The sequence below is a fragment of the Egibacteraceae bacterium genome, assembly GCA_035540635.1.
Taxonomy (GTDB): domain Bacteria; phylum Actinomycetota; class Nitriliruptoria; order Euzebyales; family Egibacteraceae; genus DATLGH01.
In genome coordinates this window covers 1-23,063 of the sequence record DATLGH010000002.1, presented here as the reverse complement: position 1 = coordinate 23,063, position 23,063 = coordinate 1, and the positions used below count along the sequence as shown (strand labels likewise).

Genomic DNA, 23,063 nt, shown 5'->3' with positions numbered 1-23,063 from the left:
ACATCCGGCCGCGGACGGCCGGCCCCGCGTAGCGGCGCCCGGTCAGGAGCAGGAGCGCAGCAGCGCGAGGAGGACGAGCGAACCGATCACCGTCACGAGCACGCAGCCCAGGCAGCCGACCCGGTCGCCTTCCGCACCTGACCCCCACCGCCCCTGCATCGGTCGGGGTTACGGCAGCGTGCCCGCATGGGAAGAACCCCCTCGACCGCTGCCGAGCAAAGGGTTCCTGCATGCGACGCGACGTCGACCTCGACGAGCTCCTCGCCGACATCGCCGAGGTCGCGCGACCGGCGGCGAGGGAGGGCAAGGTCGCCGACTACATCAAGGCGATGGCCGACCAGGACCCCGAGCGGTTCGGCCTCGCGCTCGTCGAGAACGACGGCACGGAGCACGCCGTCGGCGACGCCGACGAGCCGTTCGCGATCCAGAGCATCTCGAAGGTGTTCTCGCTCGTCGTCGCGATGCAGAAGGCCGACGAAGCCAAGGGGGTCGGCACGGAGCTGTGGGAGCGGGTCGGGGTCGAGCCGTCCGGCGACCCGTTCAACTCGCTCGTCCAGCTCGAGCACGAGCGCGGCAAGCCGCGCAACCCCATGATCAACGCGGGGGCGCTCATCGTCGATGACGTCCTGCTCGACCACTGCGGCGACCCGTCCGCCGACATCACCGAGCTGCTCACCGAACTCGCCGGCGGGGACATCGGCATCGACGAGGCGATCGTCCGCCAGGAAGGGCGCAGCGGGCACCGCAACCGTTCGATGGCGTTCCTCATGTCGTCCTTCGGCAACCTCACCTCGACGGTCGACGAGGTGCTCGACGTCTACGTGCGCCACTGCGCGATCACCATGACCGCCCGCCAGCTCGCCAGGGCCGGGCGGTTCCTCGCCAACGACGGTGTCGACCCCGCCACCGACAAGCGGATTCTCAGCGCGGAGCCGGCCCGCCGGGTCGCCGCGATCATGCTGACCTGCGGCACCTACGACAACGCCGGCCAGTTCGCCTTCGACGTCGGCATACCCTGCAAGAGCGGGGTCGCGGGGGGGATCATCGGACTGATTCGCGGACTCGGGGCGGTGTGCGTCTGGTCGCCGCCGCTCGACGCGTCGGGCAACTCGCGCGCCGGCCGGGTCGCGCTGCACGAGCTCGTCGAGCGCCTCGACCTGTCGATCTTCTGACGCGGCGGACCCGCCCGGGCGGGCCCGCCCGGCCCGGGGCGCGGGAGCGTAGAGTCCCCGGCGTGGCGCAGCGCAGCGAGGTGGTGCTCGACTTGGACGGACAGCACGTCGCCGTCTCACATCCGGAAAAGGTCTTCTTCGCCGGGCGGGGCGAGACGAAGCTCGACCTCGTCCGCTATCGGCGTGCCGGTCGCGAGGGCGCAAGAAGGCGCCGCCGCCCTGTCGGGGCCTGGGACCGCACCTGCCTGCCGGGGGGTGCTCGCACCACCCGACGTCGCCGCTACCACGCGCGCGGGTTGGCCGGGTGGCTCCCGTGCGCGGCGGCGGGCTGTCCGGCATGCTGTCCCTGCCCGCAACACCCTGCGGGGCCAAGCTGACAGGGCGTGGGTCGAGCGCACGCCGCCTTTGCCGCGGGAATTTGGCGGAAGGCGGAGGGTTCTGGCACGCCCGGGGGGAAGGGATGATCATGAAGCGACTGTTCGTGCTGGCCGTTGTGGCGGGGATGCTCGGGGCGATGCTCGTCGGTCCGGCGCTGTCGAACGAGGTGCCCCCTCACGCGCATCTGCACGTGATCGGGCTGCAGCTCGACGAGAGCGGCGAGTGGCCGACCGGCTGGAGGAAGTGCCACGAGCTGGCGAACGGGCGCGCGGTGCCGCTGCACGCGCACCACGCCAACCTGCACACGGGCCGTGCGGGTGAGGCCCAGTGGCAGGCCGGCAACGTCGTCGTGCCCGTGCTGCCGCCCCACACGCCGTGGAACAACTGCGCGGAGCTCGAGGCGTTCTTCCTCGGCGGCGAGTAGGTCGAGCGAACGCGGCGGCGCCCCGGCCGGCTTTGCTGGCCGGGGCGCCGCCGCGTTCGTGCCGTCGTCACGGGTCGGTGACACGTGGCAGGCGACGGGGCCGGCGGGGGCCGGCTCGACCCGCACGCCGCCGTCGGCCACCCGCACGACGAAGCGCCGACCGCGCCGCAGCCGCACCTCGAACGCGCTGCCGGGCGGGCACGGCCGGCCCGTGACGTGGGGCGTAGAGTCCCCGGCGTGGCGCAGCGCAGCGAGGTGGTGCTCGACCTGGACGGACACCAGGTCGCGGTCTCGCATCCCGACAAGGTGTTCTTCGCCGAGCGCGGCGAGACGAAGCTCGACCTCGTCCGCTACTACCAGGCCGTGCGCGAGCCGCTGCTCGCCGCCATGGGCGGGCGCCCCGTGCTGCTGCAGCGCTTCCCCGACGGTGCGGCCGGCTCGTCGTTCTTCCAGAAACGCGTCCCCAAGACGGCGCCGCCGTGGCTGCAGACCACCGTCGTCACGACGGTCAACGGCACGCCGTCGCGCGCGCTCGTCGCCGCCGACCTCGCCCATGTGGTGTGGGCGGTGAACATCGGGTGCCTCGGATTCCACGTCTGGCCGTTCCTCGCCGCCGACCCCGACCACGCCGACGAGCTGCGAATCGACCTCGACCCCCAGCCAGGGGTGGCGTTCACGATGGTGCGCGAGGCGGCGCACGCGGTCCGGGCACTGCTCGAGGAACTCGGTCTGACCGGCCACCCGAAGACGACGGGTGGCCGCGGGGTGCACGTGTACTTGCGGCTGCAGCCGCGCTGGGACTCCTACGCGGTCCGCGCGGCGGCCGTCGCGCTCGCGCGCGAGCTCGAGCGCCGCCACCCCGCGCTCCTCACCGCCGCGTGGTGGAAGGAGGAGCGCGGCGAGCGCGTGTTCGTCGACTTCAACCAGAACGCGCCGCACAAGACGGTGTTCGGCGCGTGGAGCGTGCGGGCGCGCCCCGGCGCGCAGGTGTCGACGCCTTTCCGCTGGGAGGAGCTCGACACCATCGACCCCGACGAGCTGTCCATCGCGACGGTGCCCGAGCGCGTCGCCCGCGACGGCGACCCGTGGGGCGACATCGCCGCGCAGTCGCTGGACCCGCTGCTCGAGCTGCACGAGCGCGACCGCGCGAACGGCCTGCCGGACGCGCCGTGGCCGCCGGTCTACCCCAAGATGCCCGACGAGCCGCCGCGGGTCGCGCCGAGCCGCGCGCGCCGCCCGCCTGCGGAGTAGGCCGGCGGGGGCTTCGAGCGGGTCCCGCGACGGTCCTCCCCACGGTTTCGCACGGATTTCGCCTTCTCGGGCTCCGGTGCCGTGACCGCTCCCCTCGCAACGCCGTCCGGGTCCGCCCTCGGCTGCGCTGCGGCGGACTTCGCGGCATTCCCCACCGGCAGCATCGCAGTCGTCTCGCGCGGCACCTGCACCTTCCGCATCAAGACGACAACGGCGAAGCCGCGCAACACCGTCCGGCTCGCGTGGTGGAGCGCAGAGGAGTCGGGGCTCATCGGCTCCACCCGCTACGTCGCGAGCCTCAGCCAGGCGAGCTCGACCGCATCGCGCTCTACCGACCTGTCGTCGCTCGGTGTCGGGACTGCGTCATCGCTCAGGTGACGCAGTCCCGACACCCGTCACGCGGCAGACCGCCCGCGAGAAGCGAAGCGCCATGCTCGCCGAGGCGCAGCGCTACCTGCGCCGCGCCCCGGAGCTCATGGTCTACCCGGGCACCGTGATCTTTATCTTTCCTGGCGGTACTGGGCTTCAACCTGCTCGGCGACGGGCTGCGCGACATCCTCGACCCGCGCGTCGCCCGCCGGTGAACCCGGAAAGCAGGCCCCCGTCCCGACTTCAGCAGGGAACGAGCTGGGCGCCGGCGGCCAGGTCGAGCAGCATCTCGTCGGTGCCACGCAGCTGGGCGTTGGTCTCCTCGAGGTCCGAACCGGACACCCCGCGGTACTCCGCTCACCCTGGCGACAGGTAGATCGGCACCCTCGCGGCCTGGACCGTTTCGAACGCCTCCCGCTGGCGCCCCTGGATGCGGCTGCGTGCGTCGCGCCGCATGATGCCCGTCGCGGGGCCGGCGAGGACCACCTCGCAGTCCAGGCCGTGCTTGACGGCACCCGCGGCCATCGTGAAGGCCCGCCACGCGGCGTTGTCCGCGTCGGGTCCGGTGGTCGAGTAGAAGATCAGCTTGCGCGGGGACATGAGGCGGGGCCTTCGTCGTGGTGGACAGGCGTCTTTCCCCGCGCAGGCTAGCGTCATCCCGCAGCCCCACGCCGAGGTCGCCGCCGGCGTTGCGCAGTGCGGGCGCCACAGTCGGCTGCGGGTGGGCGGGGCGAGGATTCCCGCGCGGGCGCGGGAAAGTTAACGGGCCGGGCGCATCCGCGAGGCTCGGGCAGGGGCCGCATGGTGGGACGGCGAATATCAGGGGTGAGCGCCCGTCTGGCCGGGTCGGTACCCTCGACTGCCGGGCAGCGGTGACCGAACGATGCAGGCAGCTACCGGAGGAGTGGCCATGGCCAGGAGCACCTCGATGATCTCGCGCCGCGTCGTCGCCGTGGGCTTGGCGGCGGGACTGGTCGCGGTCGGGATGGTCGGGACCACCGCGGCCCATCCCGGTAGGCATGAGCACGGCCAGCCGGAGGACCCCGCCGGCGGTGTCGGCGTCAGGGTGAACACCCCCGAGACCCTGGCCGGCTTCCTCCGGGCCGTCCACTGGGACGGGACCCCGGAGGTGGACGACCAGACCGCTGACCTCGTCTACGCCGGCACCGGGTGCAGTCCTGCGAGCTACGCCGGCGTGGACGTCGCGGGCAGGATCGCCCTCGTCGACCACTCGGAAGGCCGGGGCCCCGCCGACCTGTGCCCGGCGTTCACGTTCGCGCAGAAGATGCAGTCGGCCGAGCAGGCCGGGGCCATCGGGCTCGTGCAGGTTCGCTACAACGACGACGTGTCCCCGGGAAGCGCCGCCGGCTCGGGCATTCCGGGGCTCGAGCTGCGCCACAGCGACGGCGCGCCGATCCGCGACGCGGTCGTGGGCGGCACGCCGGTGAACGTGACGCTCACGTCGACGCAGGAGCCGGTGGAGCTGCCCCCCGAGCGGCTGTCGAACGTGGCGTGTGTCGACGGCAAGGCCGCCGTGTTCGACTGTGACGGCGTCGACCTGCTCTCGTTCGTGCCGCTCGAGGAGTTCCGGGGCCAGGTGGACATCCGCCAGGCGCTGCGCGGCGGCGCGAGCGACCTGTGGGGCTGGACCGACCCCGACAGCGGCGACGAGTACGTCATCATCGGCAAGACCAACGGCGTCGGGTTCTTCCGGATCACCGATCCCACGAACCCCGTCTACCTCGGCGAGCTGCCCAACCGCGCCCTGCTGCACCAGATCTGGCACGACATCAAGGTGTACGACAACCACGCCTTCATCGTCAGCGAGTCCCAGCCCCACGGCATGAAGGTCTTCGACCTCACGCGGCTGCGCGACGTCGACGAGCCGCAGGTGTGGACGGAGGACGGCTTCTACCCGCTGCCGGCCGCGGCGCACAACGTCGAGATCAACACCGCCACCGGCTATGCCTACATCGTCGGCGGCAACGCCGCGATCGTCGTGCCCGACCAGTGCCTGTCGGGATTGCACATGGTCGACATCTCCTCGCCGGAGACGCCGGTGTTCGCCGGGTGCTACCTCGAGGAGGGCGGCCCCGGCACCCTCGCGCGCACGGTCGGGGAGCCGGCCGAGGAGCTGTCCCCGGCCGCCTACGTCCACGACACCCAGTGCGTCGTCTACGACGGGCCGGACACCCGCTACACCGGCCGGGAGATCTGCTTCAACTCCGCGGAGAACAAGGTCGTCATCGCCGACGTCACCGACAAGCTCAACCCCGTGACGCTCGGGATGACCGACTACCCGATGATCGGCTACACCCACCAGGGCTGGCTCACCGAGGACCAGTCCTACCTGCTCGTGAACGACGAGATGGACGAGACGAAGTTCGAGATCAACACCCGCACGGTCGTGCTCGACGTGCGCGACCTCGAAAACCCGACCTTCCACTTCGCGCACAGCCACGACACCCGCTCGATCACCCACAACAACTACATTCAGGGCCGGCTCGTCTACCAGTCGAACTACACGAGCGGGCTGCGGGTGCTCGACACCGCGTTCGTCGGCGACCCCGCCGACCCTCGCCTCGAGCCGATCGGGTTCTTCGACACCTTCCCGGCGCATGGCGAGCCGACCTTCGAGGGCACTTGGTCGAACTACCCCTACTTCGCCTCCGGCACGATCGCGGTGAGCGGCATCGACGAGGGGCTGTTCCTGCTGCGACTCAACGACGATGCGCGCGACCGCCTCAAACCGGCGCCCGCCGCGGGCGCCGCGCCGCCTCCCGGAGCGCCCGCGGATGCCGAGCCTGACCCCGGCGAGGACGACGCGCTCGGCCTCGGAGGGCCCCTCGACGAGGCGGCGGGGACGGTCGACGACGTCCTCGGCGGTGGCGGCCCGCTCCCCGAGGCGCCTCCACCGCCCGCCGCCGGCGACGGGGGCCGCCACACCGTGACGGTTCCCGCGACGTCCGTGGGAGAGACGCAGATCACCGGGTCCGACGTCGAGATCGGCGTGCGCAGAAGCCGGCGCTGAAGCCCGGGCACCCAGCGGCTGAGCCCGCCCCCGGCGGGGGCCGAAGTCGGGCTCGCGCGGTCACCGCACCGCCGGTAGCCCCTGCGCGGGTCACCGTACGCCGGCCGTTGGTGCGGCGAGCCACCGCACCGCCGGCAGGCCCTCGGCGAGCACCTCCCAGGTGCGGCCCGCGTCGGCGGAGCGGTAGATCGTGCCGCCGTCGGCGAGGCCGACCGAGGCGCCCACGGCGGCGAGGCAGCCGGTGTCGACGTTGCCGGTGAACCACTCGGGCAGCCCCTCGCCGCAGCGGGTCAGCGCTCCGTCCGGGCCGAGCCCGCCCCGGTAGAGCGCAGCCTGGCGCCCATCGGGCCCATCGGACACGGACACGAGCACGGTGGCGTCCGCGACGGCGACCGCGCGGGCGTAGCGCGCGTGGAGGCCGTCGGTGCGCCACGCCCATGTCGCGCCTCCGTCGTCGCTCACCGCGAGCCCGTAGGCGGCCGCGGCGACCATGAGCCCGTCGGCGGTGGCAACCTCGTGCACGTCGGCGTCGACGTCGATCGTCGGCGCCCACGTCCGTCCCTCGTCGGTGGAGCGGGGCACACCGCCGACGTGCACGCCGGCGTACCAGACACCGTCGGCGTCTGCGGCGAGCGACCGGGTGTCCGGCGGGCCGCCCCACGGGGTGTACCAGCCGTCGCGGCCGGGCACGTGGGCGAAGCCGGCAACTGCGTCGAGCCGCTCGCCGTCGAAGCGCACGAGACCGGCCTCGGCGGTGCCGGCGAGCACGCCGCCGGGCAAGGGCAGCAGGCAGCGCAGCGCTCGCTCGGACGTCGCGACGGGCGCAAAGCCAGCGTGGGGCGTGCCCCGCAGCAGCGTCGTATCCCCGCTCACCGCCCAGACCACCGCACCGCCGTCCGTGTCGTCGCCCTGCTCCACCGCGACGGTGATGACGTCGCCGTCCGCGAGCCGCTCGGGCGCCCCGCCCTCGCCCACCCTGTACAGACCGTCCGCGGTTGCCGCCAACAGGTCCATGCCCGTCACCTCCGCGGCCCCCTCGCTTCGCCGCTGCTCGCGCCGGCGTGGCCCTTCGCCACCGACTGTCCCACCGAACGGCCCAACCCGCAACGTCTGAGCAGGCCGTGGGCCGATCCTTCTCAGGAGAGGAAGAGGTGGTTGTCCGCGATCGAGCTGCCGGACCCGCAGAGGCCCACGAACATCGCCCGGCCCTCGGCCGAGGGCCGCGGAGCAGCGGACCGATCCTTTCGGGACGCGTGCGCCCGCCCGCGCCACGGCGTGTGGTCCAGTCGACGCCCTCGTCGCCCTTTCGACCTCATGCCGGTGTCGAAGGCAGGCGGCCTGCCAGGCGGCCACCCGCATCCCGATGTGAGGCCCTCACCAGGCGCGGGTAGGCGTGTCGCCCTGCAAAAAGGCCAGGGTGTGCAGCTCGTCGCGGGCATTCTCGTACAGCCGTCGGTAGACGCCGTAGACCTCGGTGTAGGTTTCGGCGTGCGCGTGGGTCGGCTCCATGCGGCGCACGGACTCGTTCCATGCGTGCACCTCGTCACCGACCACGCCGGCGGCCAGGCCGGCGAGCATGGCGTCGCCGTAGGGGGCCCCGACGGCGTGGCGGGGCACGTCCTGGTCCAGCCCGATGACGTCGGACACGATCTGGGGCCACAGGTCCGACCGCGTGCCCCCGCCGACGGCCACGACCCGCCGCGGCACCATCCCGTAGTGGCCATGAGCTCGACGTTGTGGCGCACCCCGAACGCCGTTGACTCGAGGATGGCGCGGTACAGCTCAGCGCGGCCGTGCGCGAGCGACAGGCCCGCGACGATCCCGCGGGCGTCGGGGTCGTGCACCGGCGTGCGCTCGCGGGCGAAGTAGGGCAGCACGACGAGGCCGTTGCTGCCGGCGGGCACCGCCTCGGCCTGCGCGGACAGCTGCTCGTAGCTCGGCGCGTCGTCGGCGAGCAGGTCGCGGAACCAGCGGGCGAGGATCCCGGAGGTGGCCATGCCCGCGGCGACGGCGACCTCGCCGGCGAACAGGTAGGAGGTGCCCCAGAACGGCGTGCGCAGCGGCAGCTCGGACACGACCTGGATGAGGAACATCGTGCTGCCGTACATGAGCATGAGGTCGCCAGGGCGGCGCACGCCCACGCTGACGGCCTCAGCGGCGGCGTCGACGGGTGCCCGCGTTTACCGGGGTGCCCTCGGCCAGGCCGGTCTGCTCGGCTGCTGCGGCGTGCACGGTGCCGGCCTGCTGCGACGCCCAACGCAGCGCCGGCATCGCCAGCCCGCCGAGGACGTCGCCGACCCACGGAGTGTGCCGTGGCGGGAGGCGTCGTAGAAGGGGTTGACGCCGCTGGCGCTGTGGTGGTCCAGGGTGTACTCGCCGGTGAGGCGGAACACGACGTAGGAGCTGGCCATGAAGAACCGCTCGGTGGCGGCCGACACGTCGGGCTCGTGGCGGCGCAGCCACAGCAGCTTGGGGCCCACCGCCTGGCTCGTCAGCGGCGAGCGGCCCATGGCGAGCACGGCGTCCTCGCCGTAGTGGTCGGTCAACCAGGCCGCCTCGCCGACCGCCCGGGTGTCGATGCCGTAGAGGATCCCCGGGCGCAGCGGCGTGCCGGCGGCGTCGGCGGGCACGACGCACGGCCCGATGCCGCTCACGCCGACCGCGGCGACGGCGCGCGGGTCCACACCGTCGCGGGCCAGCAGCTCGCGGCACAGGTGCACGAAGTCGCCCCACCACACCTCCTCGGCGTCCTGCTCGAAGTGGCCGGGGCGGGGGTGCGCCATCCCGTGGGGCCGCTGCACCTGCTCCACGACGCGCCCGTCGGTGGCCACGAGCACCCCCTTGGAGCTCTGCGTGCCGATGTCGACACCGAGCAGCAGGCCGTCCTGGCTCACTGGCGGGCCCCTTACGGCTGGAGGATGACCTTGATGGACTCGGTGGCGTCGGCGACCAGGGCCAGGCCCTGCGCAAAGTCGGCCAGGGGCAGGCGGTGGGTGACGATGCGCTCGACCGGCAGCGCCCCGCTGGCCATCATGTCGATGGCGATGGGGTAGCAGTAGGGGCCCAGTGGGCGCCGTGGACGTCGAGCTCGTTGGTGTCGCCGACGATCGTCCAGTCAACGGTGACGGGCTCACGCCGGCAGTACCGGCACGTCCAGCACGGCACGATCTGCTCGGACACCGCCGGGTTGCCGACGCGCAGCCCGTCGCGTTCGCCGGCGCCCTCGCCGAGCGCAACCACCCGACCGACGAACTCGTGGCCGGGGATGACCGGCGGCTGGCGGCAACCGTCGCGGTGCTCGTCGCCACGGAACAGCGGCGCGCCCTGGTAGCACTTGAGGTCGCTGGCGCAGATGCCAACGGCCTCCACCCTGGTCAGCACCTCGCCCGGCGCCGGCACGGGCCGCTCCTCCAGGCGGTAGTCGCCAGGCGCGTAGCAGACGACCGCCCGCATGCGCTCGGGGCGGTCCGCGGTGAGTGATCCGCTCATGAACGCTCACCTTCTTCAGCGGTCGTCGACTGCCAGGAGGCCAGGCACCATCGTGGCAGAGGCGGACGCCCCGATGTGCGCGTCAGCGACGCCCGTGGTGGTTCGGGCGTTGACGGCCGCTGTCCAGGACCGTGAGCGCGTCCATGCAACGAGATCCGCGTGCGCCGCAACGGCGTGGTCTCGCGCTACTACCGCGACGCGCCCGACGGCAACCTGGCCGACAACCTCCCTTTCCTGCCGCGCTACACGCCGGCCGTGGACGTCGGCCCCTGAGCGGCGGACCCGCCCCCGCCGCAGGTGTGGGGACGCCCCCGCGGGGAACACGCCCGGGGAATGGTCACGCCGCGTCCGACCCTGCCCGCCTTCGCCGTCGCATGGGCGGCGTGCGCCGTGTTTCTGCTGACCGCCGGCCCGGCGGCCGCGCAGGCCGCGCGCCTCGCCGACGCGGTGACCGACGACGTCGGCGTGCTCGACGGCGCGGCGGAGGACGTCGCGCGTGAGCTCGGCGTCATCCGCAGCCGGAGCGGCGTCCAGCTCTTGGTCTGGTACACCGACACGACCGGCGGCGTGCCGGTGATGCGGTTCGCCGACGAGACCGCGCAGGCGAACAACCTCGGCGGGGACGATGCGCTGCTCGTCGTCGCCCTCGACGACCGGGCGTACGCGCTTTGGGTCGCCGACGCACTGACCGCGATCAGCCAGGCCGACATCGACCGCATCTCCGTGGAGGTGGTCGAGCCCCGCCTGGCCACCGGCGACTTCGCCGGCGCGCCCGTCGCCGCGGCCGAGGCGCTCGCCGCCGCGCAGGCGGGCGAGGCCGTTCCCGACCGCCCGCCCGTCCCGCCGCGGCCGGGCGGGGGGCTCGGGCTCGGCGGCTTCCTGATACTGCTGATGTTCGCCGGCCTCGCCGCCACCGCGGTGGTCGACCGGGTGCGCGCGCGCATGGGCGCCAAACGCAGCCGCGAGGAGCGGGACCGGCGCACCGGCGCGCTCGCGCGGGAGGCGAACACCCTGCTCGTCGGGACGGACGAGGCCGTGCGCGAGGCCGTCACCGAGCTTGGCTTCGCCGAGGCGGAGCTGCGCCCCGACGACCTCGGGCCATTCGTCCAGGCCATCGACGAGGCGCGCCGCGAGCTGCACGCGGCGTTCGCGGTCCGCCAGCGCCTCGACGACCACATCCCCGAGTCACCGGACGAGCGCGAGGCGATGCTCACCGAGATCATCGACCGCACGAAGCGCATCGACGCCGTCCTCGGCGAGGCGCACGCGAAGCTCGACGCGATCCGTGATCTCGAGCGGCGCGCGCCCGAAGTCCTCGCCGCGCTGCCCGAGCGTATCGACCAGGTCGAGCGGCGCCGCCGAGCGGCTGAGCCCCTCCTCGCGCAGGTCGAGGACGCCGCCCCTATCAGCGCCGAGGCCGTCCAGGGCAACCTCGTGGAGGTCGGCAAGGCGCTCGAGGGCATCCGCGCGCTCGTCGAAGAGGGGCGCGCAGCCGGCGAGGCGGGGGACCGGCGGCGCGCCGCGGACGCCGCGCACGACGCCGAGGCCGGGCTGGCCGCCTCCGAGGGGCTCGTCGAAGCGGTCGAGCGCCTCGCCGCCGCCCTCGCCGACGCCGAACGCGACTTCGAGCTCGACCTGCGCACGGCGACCGCCCTCACCGACGAGGCACGCACCGCCGCCGACCGCTCCGCCGCCGGGGTGTCACCCGCCGTCGCCGAGGCGCAGGCCCTGCTCGACCAGGCGCGCACCGAGCAGCGTCGCGACGCGGTCCTCGCCCACCAGCTCGTCCGCAAGGCTCACAGCAAGGCGAGCGCCGTCCTCGCCGACGTCCGCGAGGCCGAGGAGCGCTACGCCCGCGAGCGCGAGGCGGCGGCTGCCGCCATCCGCGTCGCCGACGACGCCTACCGGCGCGCCGAGAGCTACATCGCGGGACGCCGGCGCGGGGTCGGCCGTGAGGCGCGCACCCGCCTGCAGGAGGCCGAACGCCACCTCGAACACGCGCGCGAGCTCGCCCCGTCCGACCCCACCCAGGCCACCGAGGAGGCGTCGAGGGCCGAGCGCCTCGCCGACGACGCCTACCGGCGGGCGCAGGCCGACTTCGACGACTACGACCGCTACCGCGGCGGCTTCGGCAGGGGCCCGTTCGGCGGCGGCATGGGCGGGGGGCGCGGCGGCGTCGTGGTCATCGGCGGGTTCCCCGTCCCCATGGGCGGCGGCGGGTTCGGCGGCGGGCGCGTCGGCGGAGGACGATTCTGACCGCAGGCCGCCGCGCCGGCCGGCCCCGAAAACCGAGGAGGTTCCCGCATGGCCCGCACCGTCATCGGCAGGATCGGTCAGCTCGTCCGCGCGAACGTGAGCGCGCTCCTCGACGGCGCCGATGATCCCGAGAAGATGCTCGACCAGCTCCTCCGCGACTTCTCCGCGAGCATCGCCGAAGCCGAGAGCGCCGTCGCGCAGACCGTCGGCAACCTCCGCCTGCTCGAAGACGACCGCGACGAGGCCCGTGAGGCCGCCGAGGAGTGGGGACGCAAGGCGGCCGCGGCGGCCGCACGCGCGGAGCAGCTCGCCGCGGAGGGGTCCCCCGACGCCGACCGCTTCACCGAGCTCGCCCGCGTCGCCCTGCGCCGCCAGATCGGCTACGAGAAGCAGGTCGAGACCTTCTCGACCCAGATCGCCCAGCAGGAGGGGCTGGCGACGCAGCTGAGAAGCGGGCTCGACAAGGTCCGCGCGAAGCACGAGGACCTCGTGCGCCGCCGCGACGAGCTCGTCAGCCGCGCGCGGGCGGCGGAGGCCCGCACGAAGATGCACGAGTCCGTCCACAGCGTGCTCGACCCGGGCGCGGAGCTCGGCCGCTTCGAGGAGCACGTGCGGCGTCAGGAAGCCGAGGTCCTCGGCATGGAGGAGGTTTCGGCGTACTCCCTCGAAGCGCAGCGCGAGGGGCTCGAGGAGCTCGGCGACGACACCGAGGTCCAGCGCCGCCTCGACGCCCTGCGCGCCAGCGGCTCCTGACCGCGTTCACCGCGGCCCGCCCCGCGCGCCCGACGAAGAGGGGGCCGGCTCCCGCACGGTGCGTTTGACGCGCGCCCGCCCCGGGCAATGCGGTGGCCTCATGTCGTCGTCACGCCCCGGTGAGCGCCTCGCCACGACACCCGAAGAGGGTGAGCGGCGCCGCCTCCGCGGGCTCGGGCTCGGTCCCGGGCTGCTCGTCGCCGCCGCGTTCATCGGGCCCGGAACGATCAAGACGGCGAGCGTGGCCGGCCGGGCTTCGGCTTCCAGATCGTGTGGGCGCTCGGGTTCTCCGTCCTCGCCGCGATGCTCCTGCAGGAGATGTCGGCCCCGCTACAGCGGGGAGGAGGTGCTGGCGGCGTTGGGGTACGCGACGTTGCAGCGCAAGCCTTAAGTCGTTCGTCGCCGGTGTCGCCGGGTGCGAGCAGACCCAGACCGACGCGCTGCTGGTCACCCTGCAGAGGCCGACCATCCGTTCTCGCCGGGCACGATGTACCGCGACTACGCCCAGAGCCCTCGCGTGGTCCACTGGGAGAGTCAGAACGCCAGCCTCGCCCCGGGGCGGCGCGCAGCCACGCCTACGGCGTGGAAACCGCAGTCGAACTGCTCCCACAACGCGGCTACGACATCCTCTACATCGGCCGGCCAAACACCGTCGAACTGGCCGACGGGACCCGCAAGACCCTCACTGCCGGCCCCGACCTCGTAGCCGTGCGCAACGGCCGCACCGTCGTGGTCGAAGCCAAAGGGTCGGTAGCCACCGCGGAGCATTCGGGCCTACTCATGTTGATGGACGCAAGGCTGTCGAGAAGCAGCTGGAGCGCCTCCGTCGCCGGATGGACGAAGGGCGCTCGGGATGGATCGTCGAAGAAGGCGTCGGCCGCTGCCTGCGGGCCCTCGGCCGCCAGGAGCAAGCGGAACCGCACCTGCGCAGGGCTCTGGACCGGCCCGATCCCCAGGAGCACTGGCAGTGGCTCGCCGTCGGAGCCATCCACCGCCTTCTCGGCGGGCTCGTCACCCTAGCGGTCATGTCGACCGCGGCTGCGGCCTTCTTCACGACCGGCATCGGCATCCATGACGCGGGCAGCATGGCCAACCAGCTCGAGCCGCTGCTCGGGCGCAGCCCCCAGGTGGTCTTCGCGACGGGGCTGCTCGCGGGGATAACGAGCGCGGTGACCGCGCCGCTGGCGGCCGCTTCGCGATCTCGGGGTCGCTCGGGTGGGGCCGGGACCTCAAGTCGTGGTGCTTCCGGTGCGTGTGGGCGGCCGTCATCGTCATCGGCACGTTCTTCGCCGCCATCGGCGGCTCCCCGGTCGAGGCGATCGTGTTCGCGCAGGCCGCCAATGGGCTCGTCCTGCCCGTCATCGCGATCTTCCTGCTCGTCGTCATGAACCGCCGCGACCTTCTCGGCACGGACGCGAACGGCCCGGTCGGCAACGTCGTCGGCGGGCTCGTCGTGCTCACCGCCACCGGTCTCGGGCTGTTCAACCTCGCCCGCGCCTTCGGGTTCGTCGGCTGACGCCGATCACCCGGCGGCGGTCGCGACGAAGCGCAGCTGCTGGCCGGGACGGACCTGACCCACCCCGTCGACGTCCGCGTCGAGCACGACGGCGATGACCGGGTAGCCCCCGGTGATCGGGTGGTCGGCGAGCAGCAGCGTCGGCAGGCCCGAGGGCGGCACCTGCAGGGACCCGCGGACCATGCCCTCGCTCGGCAACTCGCCCGAAACGGCACGCTCGAGGGGAGTGCCCTCCAGTCGCAGGCCCACCCGGTTGCTCTGCTGGCTCACCGTCCAGGCTGCGGTGACCAGCGCGTCCGCCGCCGCCTGCGCGAACCAGTCGTCGCGGGGGCCGAGGCGCACCCGCAACCGGACCTCGCCCGCCGGCGGATCCGGCACCGGCGCGACGTCCACCCCGGGCGGCTCGCCCGCCGGCCGCCCGACGGGCAGGCGGTCGCCGGCCTTCACCACGGGTGGGCCCAGCCCGGCGAGCACATCGGTGGCCCGGGACCCGAGCACGGCCGGCACGTCGAGGCCGCCCCGTACCGCGACGTAGGTCCGCAGGCCGCTGCGGGGCGCCCCGAGACGCAGCTCCTGCCCGCCCCGCAGGGTGAGCACCGCGTTGTGCCCGACCGGGCTGCCGTCGATCGCAGCGGGGCACGGCGCCCCGGTGAGGGCGAGCAGCGCGTCGGCGTCGGGACGCAGCCGCGCCCCCCCGAAGGTCACCTCGAGCGCGGCGCTGCCCTCGGGGTTGCCGACGAGGCGGTTGCCAAGGCGCAGCGCCCTGCGGTCGGCGGCGCCCGAGGCGGTCACCCCCCACATCGCAAGGCCCGGCCGGCCGAGGTCCTGGACGGTCGCGAGCGGACCGGGCGCCACCACCTCGAGCGTCCCGGTCACGACGCCTCCACGAACCGCACCCGCACCCCGGGTTCGAGCAGCGCGGGAGGATCGCGGTCGAGGTCCCACATGGCGAGCTCGGTACTTCCGATGAGCTGCCAGCCGCCCGGCGAGGCGCGCGGGTAGACGCCGCTGAACGGGCCCGCGAGGCCGACCGACCCGGCCGGGACCCGGGTGCGGGGTTCGCTGCGCCGCGGGACGTGCAGCCGCTCGTCCTCGCCGACGAGGTAACCGAATCCGGGCACGAACCCGGCGAACGCTACCGTCCACGTCTGCCCGGTGTGCGCCTCCACGACCCCGCGCGCCCCGAGACCCGTGAGGTCACCCACCTCGGGGAGGTCCTCCCGGTCGTACACGACGGGGATCTCCACGGAGCCGGCCTGCCGGTCCCCCGGGGCCCGAGGTTGCAGGCCGCCGAGGAGCCGGCGCAGGGCGCCGGCCGTCGTCACCGCCGGGTCGATGCGCACGAGCAGCGTCCGGGTGGCGGGCACGAGGTCGACGACGCCCGCCGGACGCCGCTCGACGAGCTCGGCCTGCAGACCGAGCACCTCGTCGAGGTCGTCGAGCTCGACGAGGACGCCGACGTCGCCGCAGTCGAGCAGCCTCACGCGGTGAACGCCCGCAGCTCGACCCCGGCGGCCTCGAGGGCCGCGCGCACCCCTTTGGCCATCGCGACCGCTCCCGGCGAGTCGCCGTGCACGCAGATCGAGTCCACCGCCACCGTGACGACGCTTCCGTCGACGGCCACGATCTGTCCGTCGGTGACCATCCGCACCGCCCGCCGCGCGACCTCGTCGGCGTCGTGGAGGACCGCCCCGGGCTCCCGGCGCGACACGAGGGTTGCCTGCGGCGTGTACGCCCGGTCGGCGAAGGCCTCCCGCACGACGGGCAGCCCCGCGTCGCCCGCGTGCCGCAGCAGCGCCGAGCCGGGCAGGCCGAGCAGCGGCATGCGCGCGTCGTACGCGCGGACCGCCCGCACGACGGCCGCCGCCTGCTCCTCGTGGTCGACGACGGCGTTGTAGAGCGCGCCGTGGGGCTTCACGTAGACCACCCGCGACCCGGCGACACGCGCGAACGCCTCGAGGGCGCCGATCTGGTAGAGGACGCAGTCGGCGAGCTCGTCGGGATCCATGTCGATGAACCGCCGCCCGAACCCCGCGAGGTCGGGGTAGCCGACCTGTGCGCCGATCGCGACGCCGCGCTCGGCGGCGTCCGCGCACGTGCGCCGAAGAGTGCTCGGGTCCCCGGCGTGGAACCCGCAGGCGACGTTCGCGCTCGTGACCGCCTCGAGGACCGCCGCGTCGTCCCCGAGCGTCCACCGCCCGAAGGACTCACCGAGGTCGCTGTTGAGGTCGACGTGCCTGGGTTCCATCACCTCGCCGAACGCTCGCCGGGCAGGATGTGTGCCCCCTCGCCGTGGCCCGCAACCGCGCGGTCACGCCGCGCCGGTCGCCACCGACGCGCCGGGCTCATCCTCAGGTGGCGCGCCCTCGCCGCGGTCAGGCCGGCTTCGTCGCCGAGGCGGGCTGACGCGCCCTCCACACACCGTGACCGCTCAGCGCAGCGCCTCCTTGAACGCCGCGCGGGCCGCGGTCCCGTCCGGCGCGGCGAGCGCAGCGTCCGCGGCTGCGCGCAGCTCGTCGCCCGTGTGGCGGCGCAGCTTGTCCTTCACGTCGGGCACCGCGTTCGGGGTCATCGACAGCTCGGTGACGCCGAGCGCGACGAACGCGGCGGCCGCACGCGGCTCCGCCGCCGCCTCGCCGCACACGCCGACCCACGCCCCGTGGGCGGCGGCGGCCCGGCAGACCGACCCGATAAGGCGCAGCACGTCGGGGTCGAACACGTCGGGGATCCCCGCGACGTCGGGGTTGAGCCGGTCGGCGGCGAACAGGTACTGGAGCAGGTCGTTCGTGCCGATGGACAGGAAGTCGACGCGGCGGGCGAGCCGGTCGGCGGCGAGCGCCGCGGCGGGCACCTCGACCATGACCCCGACCTCGACGCCGGCGACGTCGACGCCCTCCTCGCCGGCGACCTCGTCGAGGATCGCGCGGGCCTCGTCGACCTCGGCGGTCGTGGCGACCATCGGGAACATGATCGCGAGGCGGCCCGTGGCGGTCGGACCGCCGGCCGGTGAGGCGGCGCGCAGCAGCGCCCGCAGCTGGTCGCGCAGCAGCCGCGGCTCGGCGAGCCCGAGGCGCAAGCCGCGGACGCCGAGCGCGGGGTTCTCCTCGGGCGGGCGCGTGATGAACGGCACGGGCTTGTCCGCGCCGATGTCGAGGGTGCGAAAGACGACGCGCTCGCCGGGGAAGGCGTCGAGCACCCGGCGGTAGTAGGCGACCTGGTCGTCGACCGTGGGCGCGTCGGTCGCGTCGAGGAACAGGAACTCCGTGCGCACGAGGCCGCTGCCCTGCGCCCCGGCCCCGAGCGCCCGGTCAAGGGCGCCGGGGTCGTTGACGTTCGCGGCCAGCTCCACGTGGACGCCGTCGGCGGTCTGGCCGGGCAGGTCTCGAAGCGCTTCGAGACGCTCCCGCCGCTCCGCCTCCGCCGCGGCGAACTTCGCGTAGCGGTCCCGGTCGACCTCGTCGGGGTCGACGAGGACCTCGCCGCTGCGCCCGTCGACGGCGAGCACCACCCCGGCGGGGGCGCGGGTGATGACGTCGCGGGCGCCGACGACCGCGGGGATCCCGAGCGAACGCGCGAGGATGGCCGCGTGGCTCGTCGGCGAGCCGGCCTCGCAGACCACCCCGGCGACGAGGTCACGCGGCAGCTCGGCGGTGTCCGACGGCGCAAGGTCGTGCGCGACGACGATGCAGCGCTCGGTCGGCACAGGGCGGGTCGCCCCCGTGAGGACGCCGACGACGCGCTCGGCGACGTCGTCGAGGTCGGCGGCCCGGGCGGCGAGGTACTCGTCGGCCGATGCGGACAGCAGGTTGCGGAAGGCGCCGAACGCGTCGCGCACCGCGTCCTCCGCGGTGGCGCCCGCGTCGATGGAGCCGTGCGCCATCCCGGCGAGCTCCGGGTCGGCGGCGAAGGCGGCGTGGGCGGTGAAGATCGCCGCCTCCTCCGCGCCGACCGCGTCCGACAGCCGGTCCGCCACCGCCTCGAGCTGCCCGATGGCCTGCGCGAGCGCGCGGTCGAGCCGTTCGTGCTCGTGCGCGGGGTCGACCGGCGCGGCGTCGCTGCGGGCCTCGGGTCTCGGCCGGGGCGCCATGACGAACGCCGGCGCAACCGCCACGCCGGGCGAGGCGCCCCGGCCATGCAGGAGCGCGGCGGTCATTCGCCGATGCCGCTCTCGACGAGGGCGACGAGCTCGTCCAGGGCGGTGTCCTCGCCCTCGCCGTCGGTCGCGATCGTGAGCTCGTCGCCCTGGTGGCAGTCGAGGGTGAGCACGCTGAGCACCGACTTCGCGTTCACGGTCCGCTCGCCCTTGGCGACGGTGACCGCGCACGGGTGGGCGGCCGCAGCCTTCGCGAACACCGCCGCCGGACGGGCGTGGAGCCCGGTGGGGTTGGTCAGCGTGACGGTCTTGCTAGGCATGGACAGCCTCCTTCTGGGGCGTCTCCGCGACGACGTCGGCGGTGTTCGCGCCGACGCGCTTCAGGATGTTGACGAGCACCGCGGTGACGACGCTGCCGATCGCGATGGCGAGCAGGTAGAGCGGCCAGTTGCCGACGAGCCCGATGACGAAGATGCCGCCGTGGGGCGCCTGCAGGGTCGCGTTGAACGCCATGGACAGCCCGCCGGCGACGGCGGATCCGGCCATGATCGAGGGGATGACCCGCACGGGGTCGGCGGCCGCGAACGGGATCGCGCCCTCGGTGATGAACGACGCGCCCATGAGCCACGCGGCCTTGCCGGCCTCGCGTTCGGGGACGGTGTACTGGCGCCGGGCGAGCGCGGTCGCGAGGGCGAGACCGAGCGGTGGGGTCATGCCGGCGGCCATGACCGCGCCCATGGGGGCGAACTGCCCGGCTGCGAGCGCCGCCAGACCGAAGGTGTAGGCGACCTTGTTGACAGGGCCGCCCATGTCGAAGGCCATCATGAGCCCGAGGAGCGCGCCGAGCAGGATCGCGTTGGTGCCCTGCATCCCCTCCAGCGCGCTGGTGAGCGCCGCGGTGAACGCCGCGATCGGCTGGCCGACGACCAGGATCATGAGCGCACCGACGACGAACGTCGCGACGAGCGGGTAGACGAGCACCGGCATGATGCCGCGCAGGCTTGCCGGCACCCGGATCTTCTTCAGCAGCAGCACGGTGCCGCCGGCGATCAGGCCCGCAGCGATGCCGCCGAGGAAGCCGGCGCCGATGGCGTCGTGCACGGCGAGCAGGCCGCCGACGATGCCCGGCGCGATGCCGGGCCGGTCGGCCATCGCGTAGGCGATGAATCCGGCGAGGATCGGCACCAGCATCGAGAACGCCGTGCCGCCGATCTCGAGGAGCAGCGCGCCGATGGAGAACTCGTCGAAGACGCTGACCTCCGTGACCTCGACCGCGCCGCCGATGGCGAACGCGAGCGCGATGAGGATCCCGCCGGCGGCGACGAACGGGATCATGTAGCTCACCCCGGTCATGAGCCAGCGGCGCACGGTGCCGCCCTTCGTCGACGTCGCGGGCGCGTCGCCGGCGGGATCACGAGGGGTGGCCGCGGCGGTCGCGGCGCCCGCGGCCGGGGCCGCGGCGGCGGCCGGTCGCGCGCGGGCGGCCTCCTCGGCGCGCGCGATGACCTCGCTCGCCCGGTTGATCGCCTCGGCGACCTTCACCTCGACGCGGGGCAGGTGCGCGAAGCGCTCGACGTCGCGGACCGCCGCGTCGGCGGCGAGGATGAGCACGTCGGCGCCCCGGATGCTCTCCGCCGGGGCGACCTCCGCGCCGGCCGAACCCTGCGTCTCCACGACGATGTCGTGGCCGGCGGCCTTCGCGGCCTTCTCGAGGGCCTCCGCGGCCATGTAGGTGTGGGCGATGCCCGTGGGGCATGAGGTGACAGCGACGATCTTCACAGGGTGACCTCCTTGCGCAAGATATCGATGACGTCCGCCGGCGTCGCTGCCGTGCGCAGGGCGTCGCGGAACTCGTCGTGCACGAGCTTTCGAGCGAGTCGGGACAGCAGGGTGATGTGGAGGTCGCTCTCGCCCTCCGGGGCGGCGATGAGGAACACGAGGTCGGCAGGGGTGCCGTCGGCGGAGCCGAAGTCCACGCCGTCGGGCGAGCGGCCGAACGCCACCGACGGCCGGGCGACGCCCGAGGACTTGCCATGGGGGATGGCGATGCCCATCTCCATGCCGGTCGGCCCGGTCTCCTCCCGGGCGCGCACCGCCTGCACGAAGGCGCTCCGGTCGGTGACGCGGCCGTCGACCTCGAGCAGGCGGGCGAGCTCGTCGATCGCCGCCCAGCGGTCAGCGGAGTCGAGGTCGAGGGTGACGAGCGACTCGCTCGTGATGTCGTCGATGGACAGGGTCATGGCGTCGCTCCTAGGTCGAGGGGTCGGTGCGGGTCGAGCCGGTCGTGGACGCGGACCGCCGCGCGGTCGAGGTCGCCAGGGCCCGGCATGCGGGTCCCGGGCAGCCCGACGGCGGCGGCGCCCCAGGTGAGGGCGTCGGCGAGGGCCGCCCGCCCGTGGCCACCGCCGGCGAGGAAGCCGGCGAGGGTCGCGTCCCCGGCACCGACCGCGCTGCGCACCACCGCGACGGGCGCCTCGCCGTGGACCGCGCCGCCGTCGTCGACGAGCAGCGCCCCGTCGGCGCCGAGGCTTGCGAGCACGGCCCGGGCGCCTCGGCGGCGCAGCTCCTGCGCGGCGGCGACCGCGTCGCCGAGCGTGGCGAGCGGCGCGCCGACCGCCTCGGCGAGCTCTTCGGCGTTCGGCTTCACGACGTCGGGCCGGGCGGCGAGCGCCGTGGTGAGCGCGGGCCCGCTCGTGTCCACCGCGACTGCGCACCCGACGGCGCGCAGCGCCTCGACGAGGCGGGCGTACAGGTCGTCGGGAACGCCGGGAGGCAGGCTGCCGCTGCACACCGCCCAGGTCGCGGAGCCGGCGGCGTCGACGGCGGTGGCCACGAGGCCGTCGACCTCGGCACCCTGCAGGGCGGGGCCGGCGGTGTTGAGCTTCGTGACCGTGCCGTCGTCCTCGACGACGCTCACGTTCGTGCGCACCGCAGCACCGATCGGCACCGTGGCGAAGTCGATCCCCGCGTCGGCGAGCAGCCCGGTGAGCAGCCGGCCGTCCGATCCGCCGCACGGCAGCACCGCCCGCGTCTTGTGGCCGTTGGCGGCCAGCGCACGCGCGATGTTCACGCCCTTGCCGCCCGCCTCCTCGCGGAACGCGCTCGCCCGGTGGACCGCGCCGCGGGTGAGCGCGCCGACCTCGATCGTGCGGTCGAGGCTCGGGTTGGCGGTGACGGTGACGATCATGCGCGCACCATGTCCACACCTGCGTCACGAAACACGGCCGCGGTCTCGTCGTCGACCCCTGCGTCGGTGACGAAGACGTCGACCGCGCCGATGTCGGCGAACCGGCAGAACTTGTCGACGCCGACCTTCGTGTGGTCCGCGAGCAGCACGACGCGGTCGGCGGCGGCCACCATCGCCTCCTTCACCGTGGCCTCGGCGAGGTCGGGGGTGGTAAGGCCGCCACCCACGGAGACGCCGTTCGCGGCGACGAACGCGACGTCGACGTGGATCTCGCCGAGGCTCCGCAGCGCCCAGCGGTCGACGAGCGCGAGCGTCCGCCCCCGCACCCGCCCCCCGACGGTCAGGACCGTGAGCCGGGGCCGGGCGGACAGGGTCAGTGCGATCGGCAGGGCGTTGGTGACGACGGTGAGCTCGCGGTCATCGGGGAGCTGCTCGGCGAAGCGGGCGGTCGTCGTGCCCGCGTCGACGAGGATCGTGCCCTCCCGCGGCAGGTAGTCGAGGGCGACCTTGGCGATACGCTCCTTCTCGGCGGCCATGGTCGCGGCCCGCTCGGCGACGCCGGGCTCGAAGCGCAGCCGCTCGACGGGCAGCGCCCCGCCGTGGACGCGGCGCAGGAGCCCCTGGCGCTCGAGGGCGTCGAGGTCGCGGCGCACCGTCTCGCTCGTCACCGCCAGGTCCCCGGCGAGGGTCGCGACGTCGACCCGGCCGACGGCGCGTGCGCGGCGGAGGATCTCCTGCTGGCGTTCTGGTGCGTACATGGCCCTTCCGGGATCTGCGGCTATCTGTGTCTTTATGGTTATACCTTTGTTTCGTTGGGATGGCAAGGGGAATCCCGGCCGACGACCCGAGCCGCTCGACACCGCGCCGGCCGGGCCCGCCGGTGTCGGGACTCAGTCACCGCGGAGATGACGCAGGCCCGACACCCGCCACGGCCCTGGCGCGGCGCGGGTCAGGAAGTGTTGTCGAAGCCGTGGGGAAGCCAGACGCTCTCGTTGCCGGTGAAGAAGTACACCTGCCAGTGGTAGTAGCCGTAGAAGGCGCGCGGGTCGGCCTGCATCTGCTCGGCGTACGTGCGGACGGCGTCGACGTAGCGCACGTCGCGGTTGTAGCGGAACAGCGCCCCGTTCACGTCGCCGGGCATGCC

At 74.0% G+C, this 23,063-nt stretch carries 24 protein-coding genes and 1 pseudogene; 9 read left to right on the top strand and 16 right to left on the bottom strand.

What is annotated here, in order from left to right:
* Nucleotides 1-230 precede the first annotated feature (230 nt).
* The 4 genes from VM324_00180 to VM324_00165 all read left to right on the top strand — a co-directional run bounded on the left by VM324_00180 (nt 231) and on the right by VM324_00165 (nt 3,603).
* Entirely contained in the window at nt 231-1,172 is a 942-nt protein-coding gene (locus tag VM324_00180; GenBank protein HVL97698.1) for a glutaminase, read from the top strand.
* Nucleotides 1,173-1,638: 466 nt separating this feature from the next.
* Complete coding sequence (locus VM324_00175; protein ID HVL97697.1) at nt 1,639-1,974, top strand: hypothetical protein; 336 nt, start codon at nt 1,639-1,641, stop codon at nt 1,972-1,974.
* Between the two features lie 84 nt (nt 1,975-2,058).
* Nucleotides 2,059-3,225, top strand: a complete 1,167-nt coding sequence (gene ligD / locus VM324_00170; protein HVL97696.1) for a non-homologous end-joining DNA ligase — start codon at nt 2,059-2,061, stop codon at nt 3,223-3,225.
* A gap of 81 nt (nt 3,226-3,306) precedes the next feature.
* Nucleotides 3,307-3,603, top strand: a complete 297-nt coding sequence (locus VM324_00165; GenBank protein ID HVL97695.1) for a PA domain-containing protein — start codon at nt 3,307-3,309, stop codon at nt 3,601-3,603.
* Between the two features lie 348 nt (nt 3,604-3,951).
* Here VM324_00165 and VM324_00160 read toward each other — a convergent pair whose 3' ends face one another.
* Nucleotides 3,952-4,194, bottom strand: a complete 243-nt coding sequence (locus VM324_00160) for a hypothetical protein (protein HVL97694.1) — start codon at nt 4,192-4,194, stop codon at nt 3,952-3,954.
* A 310-nt stretch (nt 4,195-4,504) separates the two neighbouring features.
* Here VM324_00160 and VM324_00155 point away from each other — a divergent pair, with 310 nt between their 5' ends.
* Entirely contained in the window at nt 4,505-6,625 is a 2,121-nt protein-coding gene (locus VM324_00155) for a choice-of-anchor B family protein (GenBank protein HVL97693.1), read from the top strand.
* A 90-nt stretch (nt 6,626-6,715) separates the two neighbouring features.
* Here the strand turns inward: VM324_00155 and VM324_00150 are convergent, their stop codons facing one another.
* The 5 genes from VM324_00150 to VM324_00130 form a co-directional block, all read right to left on the bottom strand.
* On the bottom strand, nt 6,716-7,639 hold the full coding sequence (locus VM324_00150) for a hypothetical protein (GenBank protein ID HVL97692.1): 924 nt from the start codon (nt 7,637-7,639) through the stop codon (nt 6,716-6,718).
* A gap of 360 nt (nt 7,640-7,999) precedes the next feature.
* Nucleotides 8,000-8,335, bottom strand: a complete 336-nt coding sequence (locus tag VM324_00145) for an FGGY-family carbohydrate kinase (protein HVL97691.1) — start codon at nt 8,333-8,335, stop codon at nt 8,000-8,002.
* 470 nt (nt 8,336-8,805) lie between these two features.
* Nucleotides 8,806-9,519 (bottom strand): FGGY family carbohydrate kinase, encoded by a 714-nt coding sequence (locus VM324_00140; protein ID HVL97690.1) that lies wholly within the window; start codon nt 9,517-9,519, stop codon nt 8,806-8,808.
* Between the two features lie 11 nt (nt 9,520-9,530).
* Entirely contained in the window at nt 9,531-9,659 is a 129-nt protein-coding gene (locus tag VM324_00135; GenBank protein ID HVL97689.1) for a hypothetical protein, read from the bottom strand.
* A complete protein-coding gene (locus VM324_00130; protein ID HVL97688.1) occupies nt 9,656-10,114 on the bottom strand; it encodes an alcohol dehydrogenase catalytic domain-containing protein in 459 nt (152 codons plus the stop codon). The genes VM324_00135 and VM324_00130 overlap by 4 nt, the downstream gene beginning before the upstream one ends.
* Nucleotides 10,115-10,447: 333 nt before the next feature.
* On the opposite strand from VM324_00130, the gene VM324_00125 reads away from it, so the two are divergent.
* From VM324_00125 to VM324_00110, 4 genes and pseudogenes are all read left to right on the top strand, one after another.
* Complete coding sequence (locus VM324_00125) at nt 10,448-12,370, top strand: TPM domain-containing protein (GenBank protein ID HVL97687.1); 1,923 nt, start codon at nt 10,448-10,450, stop codon at nt 12,368-12,370.
* Nucleotides 12,371-12,418: 48 nt separating this feature from the next.
* A complete protein-coding gene (locus tag VM324_00120) occupies nt 12,419-13,123 on the top strand; it encodes a PspA/IM30 family protein (protein HVL97686.1) in 705 nt (234 codons plus the stop codon).
* 582 nt (nt 13,124-13,705) lie between these two features.
* On the top strand, nt 13,706-14,143 hold the full coding sequence (locus tag VM324_00115; protein HVL97685.1) for a hypothetical protein: 438 nt from the start codon (nt 13,706-13,708) through the stop codon (nt 14,141-14,143).
* A gap of 175 nt (nt 14,144-14,318) precedes the next feature.
* Nucleotides 14,319-14,639, top strand: a pseudogene (locus VM324_00110) (divalent metal cation transporter).
* Nucleotides 14,640-14,645: 6 nt separating this feature from the next.
* Here VM324_00110 and VM324_00105 read toward each other — a convergent pair.
* From VM324_00105 to VM324_00060, 10 genes are all read right to left on the bottom strand, one after another.
* Nucleotides 14,646-15,515 (bottom strand): biotin-dependent carboxyltransferase family protein, encoded by an 870-nt coding sequence (locus VM324_00105; GenBank protein HVL97684.1) that lies wholly within the window; start codon nt 15,513-15,515, stop codon nt 14,646-14,648.
* A complete protein-coding gene (pxpB, locus tag VM324_00100; GenBank protein HVL97683.1) occupies nt 15,512-16,123 on the bottom strand; it encodes a 5-oxoprolinase subunit PxpB in 612 nt (203 codons plus the stop codon). The genes VM324_00105 and pxpB overlap by 4 nt, the downstream gene beginning before the upstream one ends.
* Nucleotides 16,120-16,887, bottom strand: coding sequence for a 5-oxoprolinase subunit PxpA (locus VM324_00095; GenBank protein HVL97682.1), 768 nt, complete (start codon nt 16,885-16,887; stop codon nt 16,120-16,122). Before VM324_00095 ends, pxpB begins: the two co-directional genes overlap by 4 nt.
* A gap of 183 nt (nt 16,888-17,070) precedes the next feature.
* Nucleotides 17,071-18,792: a phosphoenolpyruvate--protein phosphotransferase gene (gene ptsP, locus VM324_00090; GenBank protein ID HVL97681.1), complete on the bottom strand. Its 1,722-nt coding sequence runs from the start codon at nt 18,790-18,792 to the stop codon at nt 17,071-17,073.
* The gene (locus VM324_00085) at nt 18,789-19,052 is read right to left on the bottom strand and encodes an HPr family phosphocarrier protein (GenBank protein ID HVL97680.1); all 264 of its coding nucleotides are present in this window, start codon (nt 19,050-19,052) and stop codon (nt 18,789-18,791) included. The genes ptsP and VM324_00085 overlap by 4 nt, the downstream gene beginning before the upstream one ends.
* A complete protein-coding gene (locus tag VM324_00080; protein ID HVL97679.1) occupies nt 19,045-20,511 on the bottom strand; it encodes a fructose-specific PTS transporter subunit EIIC in 1,467 nt (488 codons plus the stop codon). Before VM324_00080 ends, VM324_00085 begins: the two co-directional genes overlap by 8 nt.
* Nucleotides 20,508-20,972 carry a PTS sugar transporter subunit IIA gene (locus tag VM324_00075; GenBank protein HVL97678.1) on the bottom strand — a complete coding sequence of 155 codons (465 nt, stop codon included), beginning with the start codon at nt 20,970-20,972 and terminating at the stop codon, nt 20,508-20,510. Before VM324_00075 ends, VM324_00080 begins: the two co-directional genes overlap by 4 nt.
* On the bottom strand, nt 20,969-21,919 hold the full coding sequence (pfkB, locus tag VM324_00070) for a 1-phosphofructokinase (protein ID HVL97677.1): 951 nt from the start codon (nt 21,917-21,919) through the stop codon (nt 20,969-20,971). Before pfkB ends, VM324_00075 begins: the two co-directional genes overlap by 4 nt.
* Complete coding sequence (locus VM324_00065; protein ID HVL97676.1) at nt 21,916-22,677, bottom strand: DeoR/GlpR family DNA-binding transcription regulator; 762 nt, start codon at nt 22,675-22,677, stop codon at nt 21,916-21,918. Before VM324_00065 ends, pfkB begins: the two co-directional genes overlap by 4 nt.
* Nucleotides 22,678-22,868: 191 nt before the next feature.
* Nucleotides 22,869-23,063 (bottom strand): hypothetical protein (locus VM324_00060; protein HVL97675.1); only part of this gene is annotated, 195 nt, incomplete at its 5' end.

Coding starts and splice junctions, on each gene's coding strand:
- VM324_00150 (HVL97692.1), bottom strand. CDS start 7,639: ATGGACCTGTTGGCGGCAACCGCGGACGGTCTGTACAGGGTGGGCGAG.
- VM324_00135 (HVL97689.1), bottom strand. CDS start 9,659: ATGATGGCCAGCGGGGCGCTGCCGGTCGAGCGCATCGTCACCCACCGC.
- VM324_00130 (HVL97688.1), bottom strand. CDS start 10,114: ATGAGCGGATCACTCACCGCGGACCGCCCCGAGCGCATGCGGGCGGTC.
- VM324_00065 (HVL97676.1), bottom strand. CDS start 22,677: ATGTACGCACCAGAACGCCAGCAGGAGATCCTCCGCCGCGCACGCGCC.
- VM324_00175 (HVL97697.1), top strand. CDS start 1,639: ATGAAGCGACTGTTCGTGCTGGCCGTTGTGGCGGGGATGCTCGGGGCG.
- ptsP (HVL97681.1), bottom strand. CDS start 18,792: ATGACCGCCGCGCTCCTGCATGGCCGGGGCGCCTCGCCCGGCGTGGCG.
- VM324_00120 (HVL97686.1), top strand. CDS start 12,419: ATGGCCCGCACCGTCATCGGCAGGATCGGTCAGCTCGTCCGCGCGAAC.
- VM324_00145 (HVL97691.1), bottom strand. CDS start 8,335: ATGGTGCCGCGGCGGGTCGTGGCCGTCGGCGGGGGCACGCGGTCGGAC.
- VM324_00095 (HVL97682.1), bottom strand. CDS start 16,887: ATGGAACCCAGGCACGTCGACCTCAACAGCGACCTCGGTGAGTCCTTC.
- VM324_00085 (HVL97680.1), bottom strand. CDS start 19,052: ATGCCTAGCAAGACCGTCACGCTGACCAACCCCACCGGGCTCCACGCC.
- pfkB (HVL97677.1), bottom strand. CDS start 21,919: ATGATCGTCACCGTCACCGCCAACCCGAGCCTCGACCGCACGATCGAG.
- VM324_00180 (HVL97698.1), top strand. CDS start 231: ATGCGACGCGACGTCGACCTCGACGAGCTCCTCGCCGACATCGCCGAG.
- VM324_00125 (HVL97687.1), top strand. CDS start 10,448: ATGGTCACGCCGCGTCCGACCCTGCCCGCCTTCGCCGTCGCATGGGCG.
- VM324_00075 (HVL97678.1), bottom strand. CDS start 20,972: ATGACCCTGTCCATCGACGACATCACGAGCGAGTCGCTCGTCACCCTC.
- VM324_00155 (HVL97693.1), top strand. CDS start 4,505: ATGGCCAGGAGCACCTCGATGATCTCGCGCCGCGTCGTCGCCGTGGGC.
- VM324_00160 (HVL97694.1), bottom strand. CDS start 4,194: ATGTCCCCGCGCAAGCTGATCTTCTACTCGACCACCGGACCCGACGCG.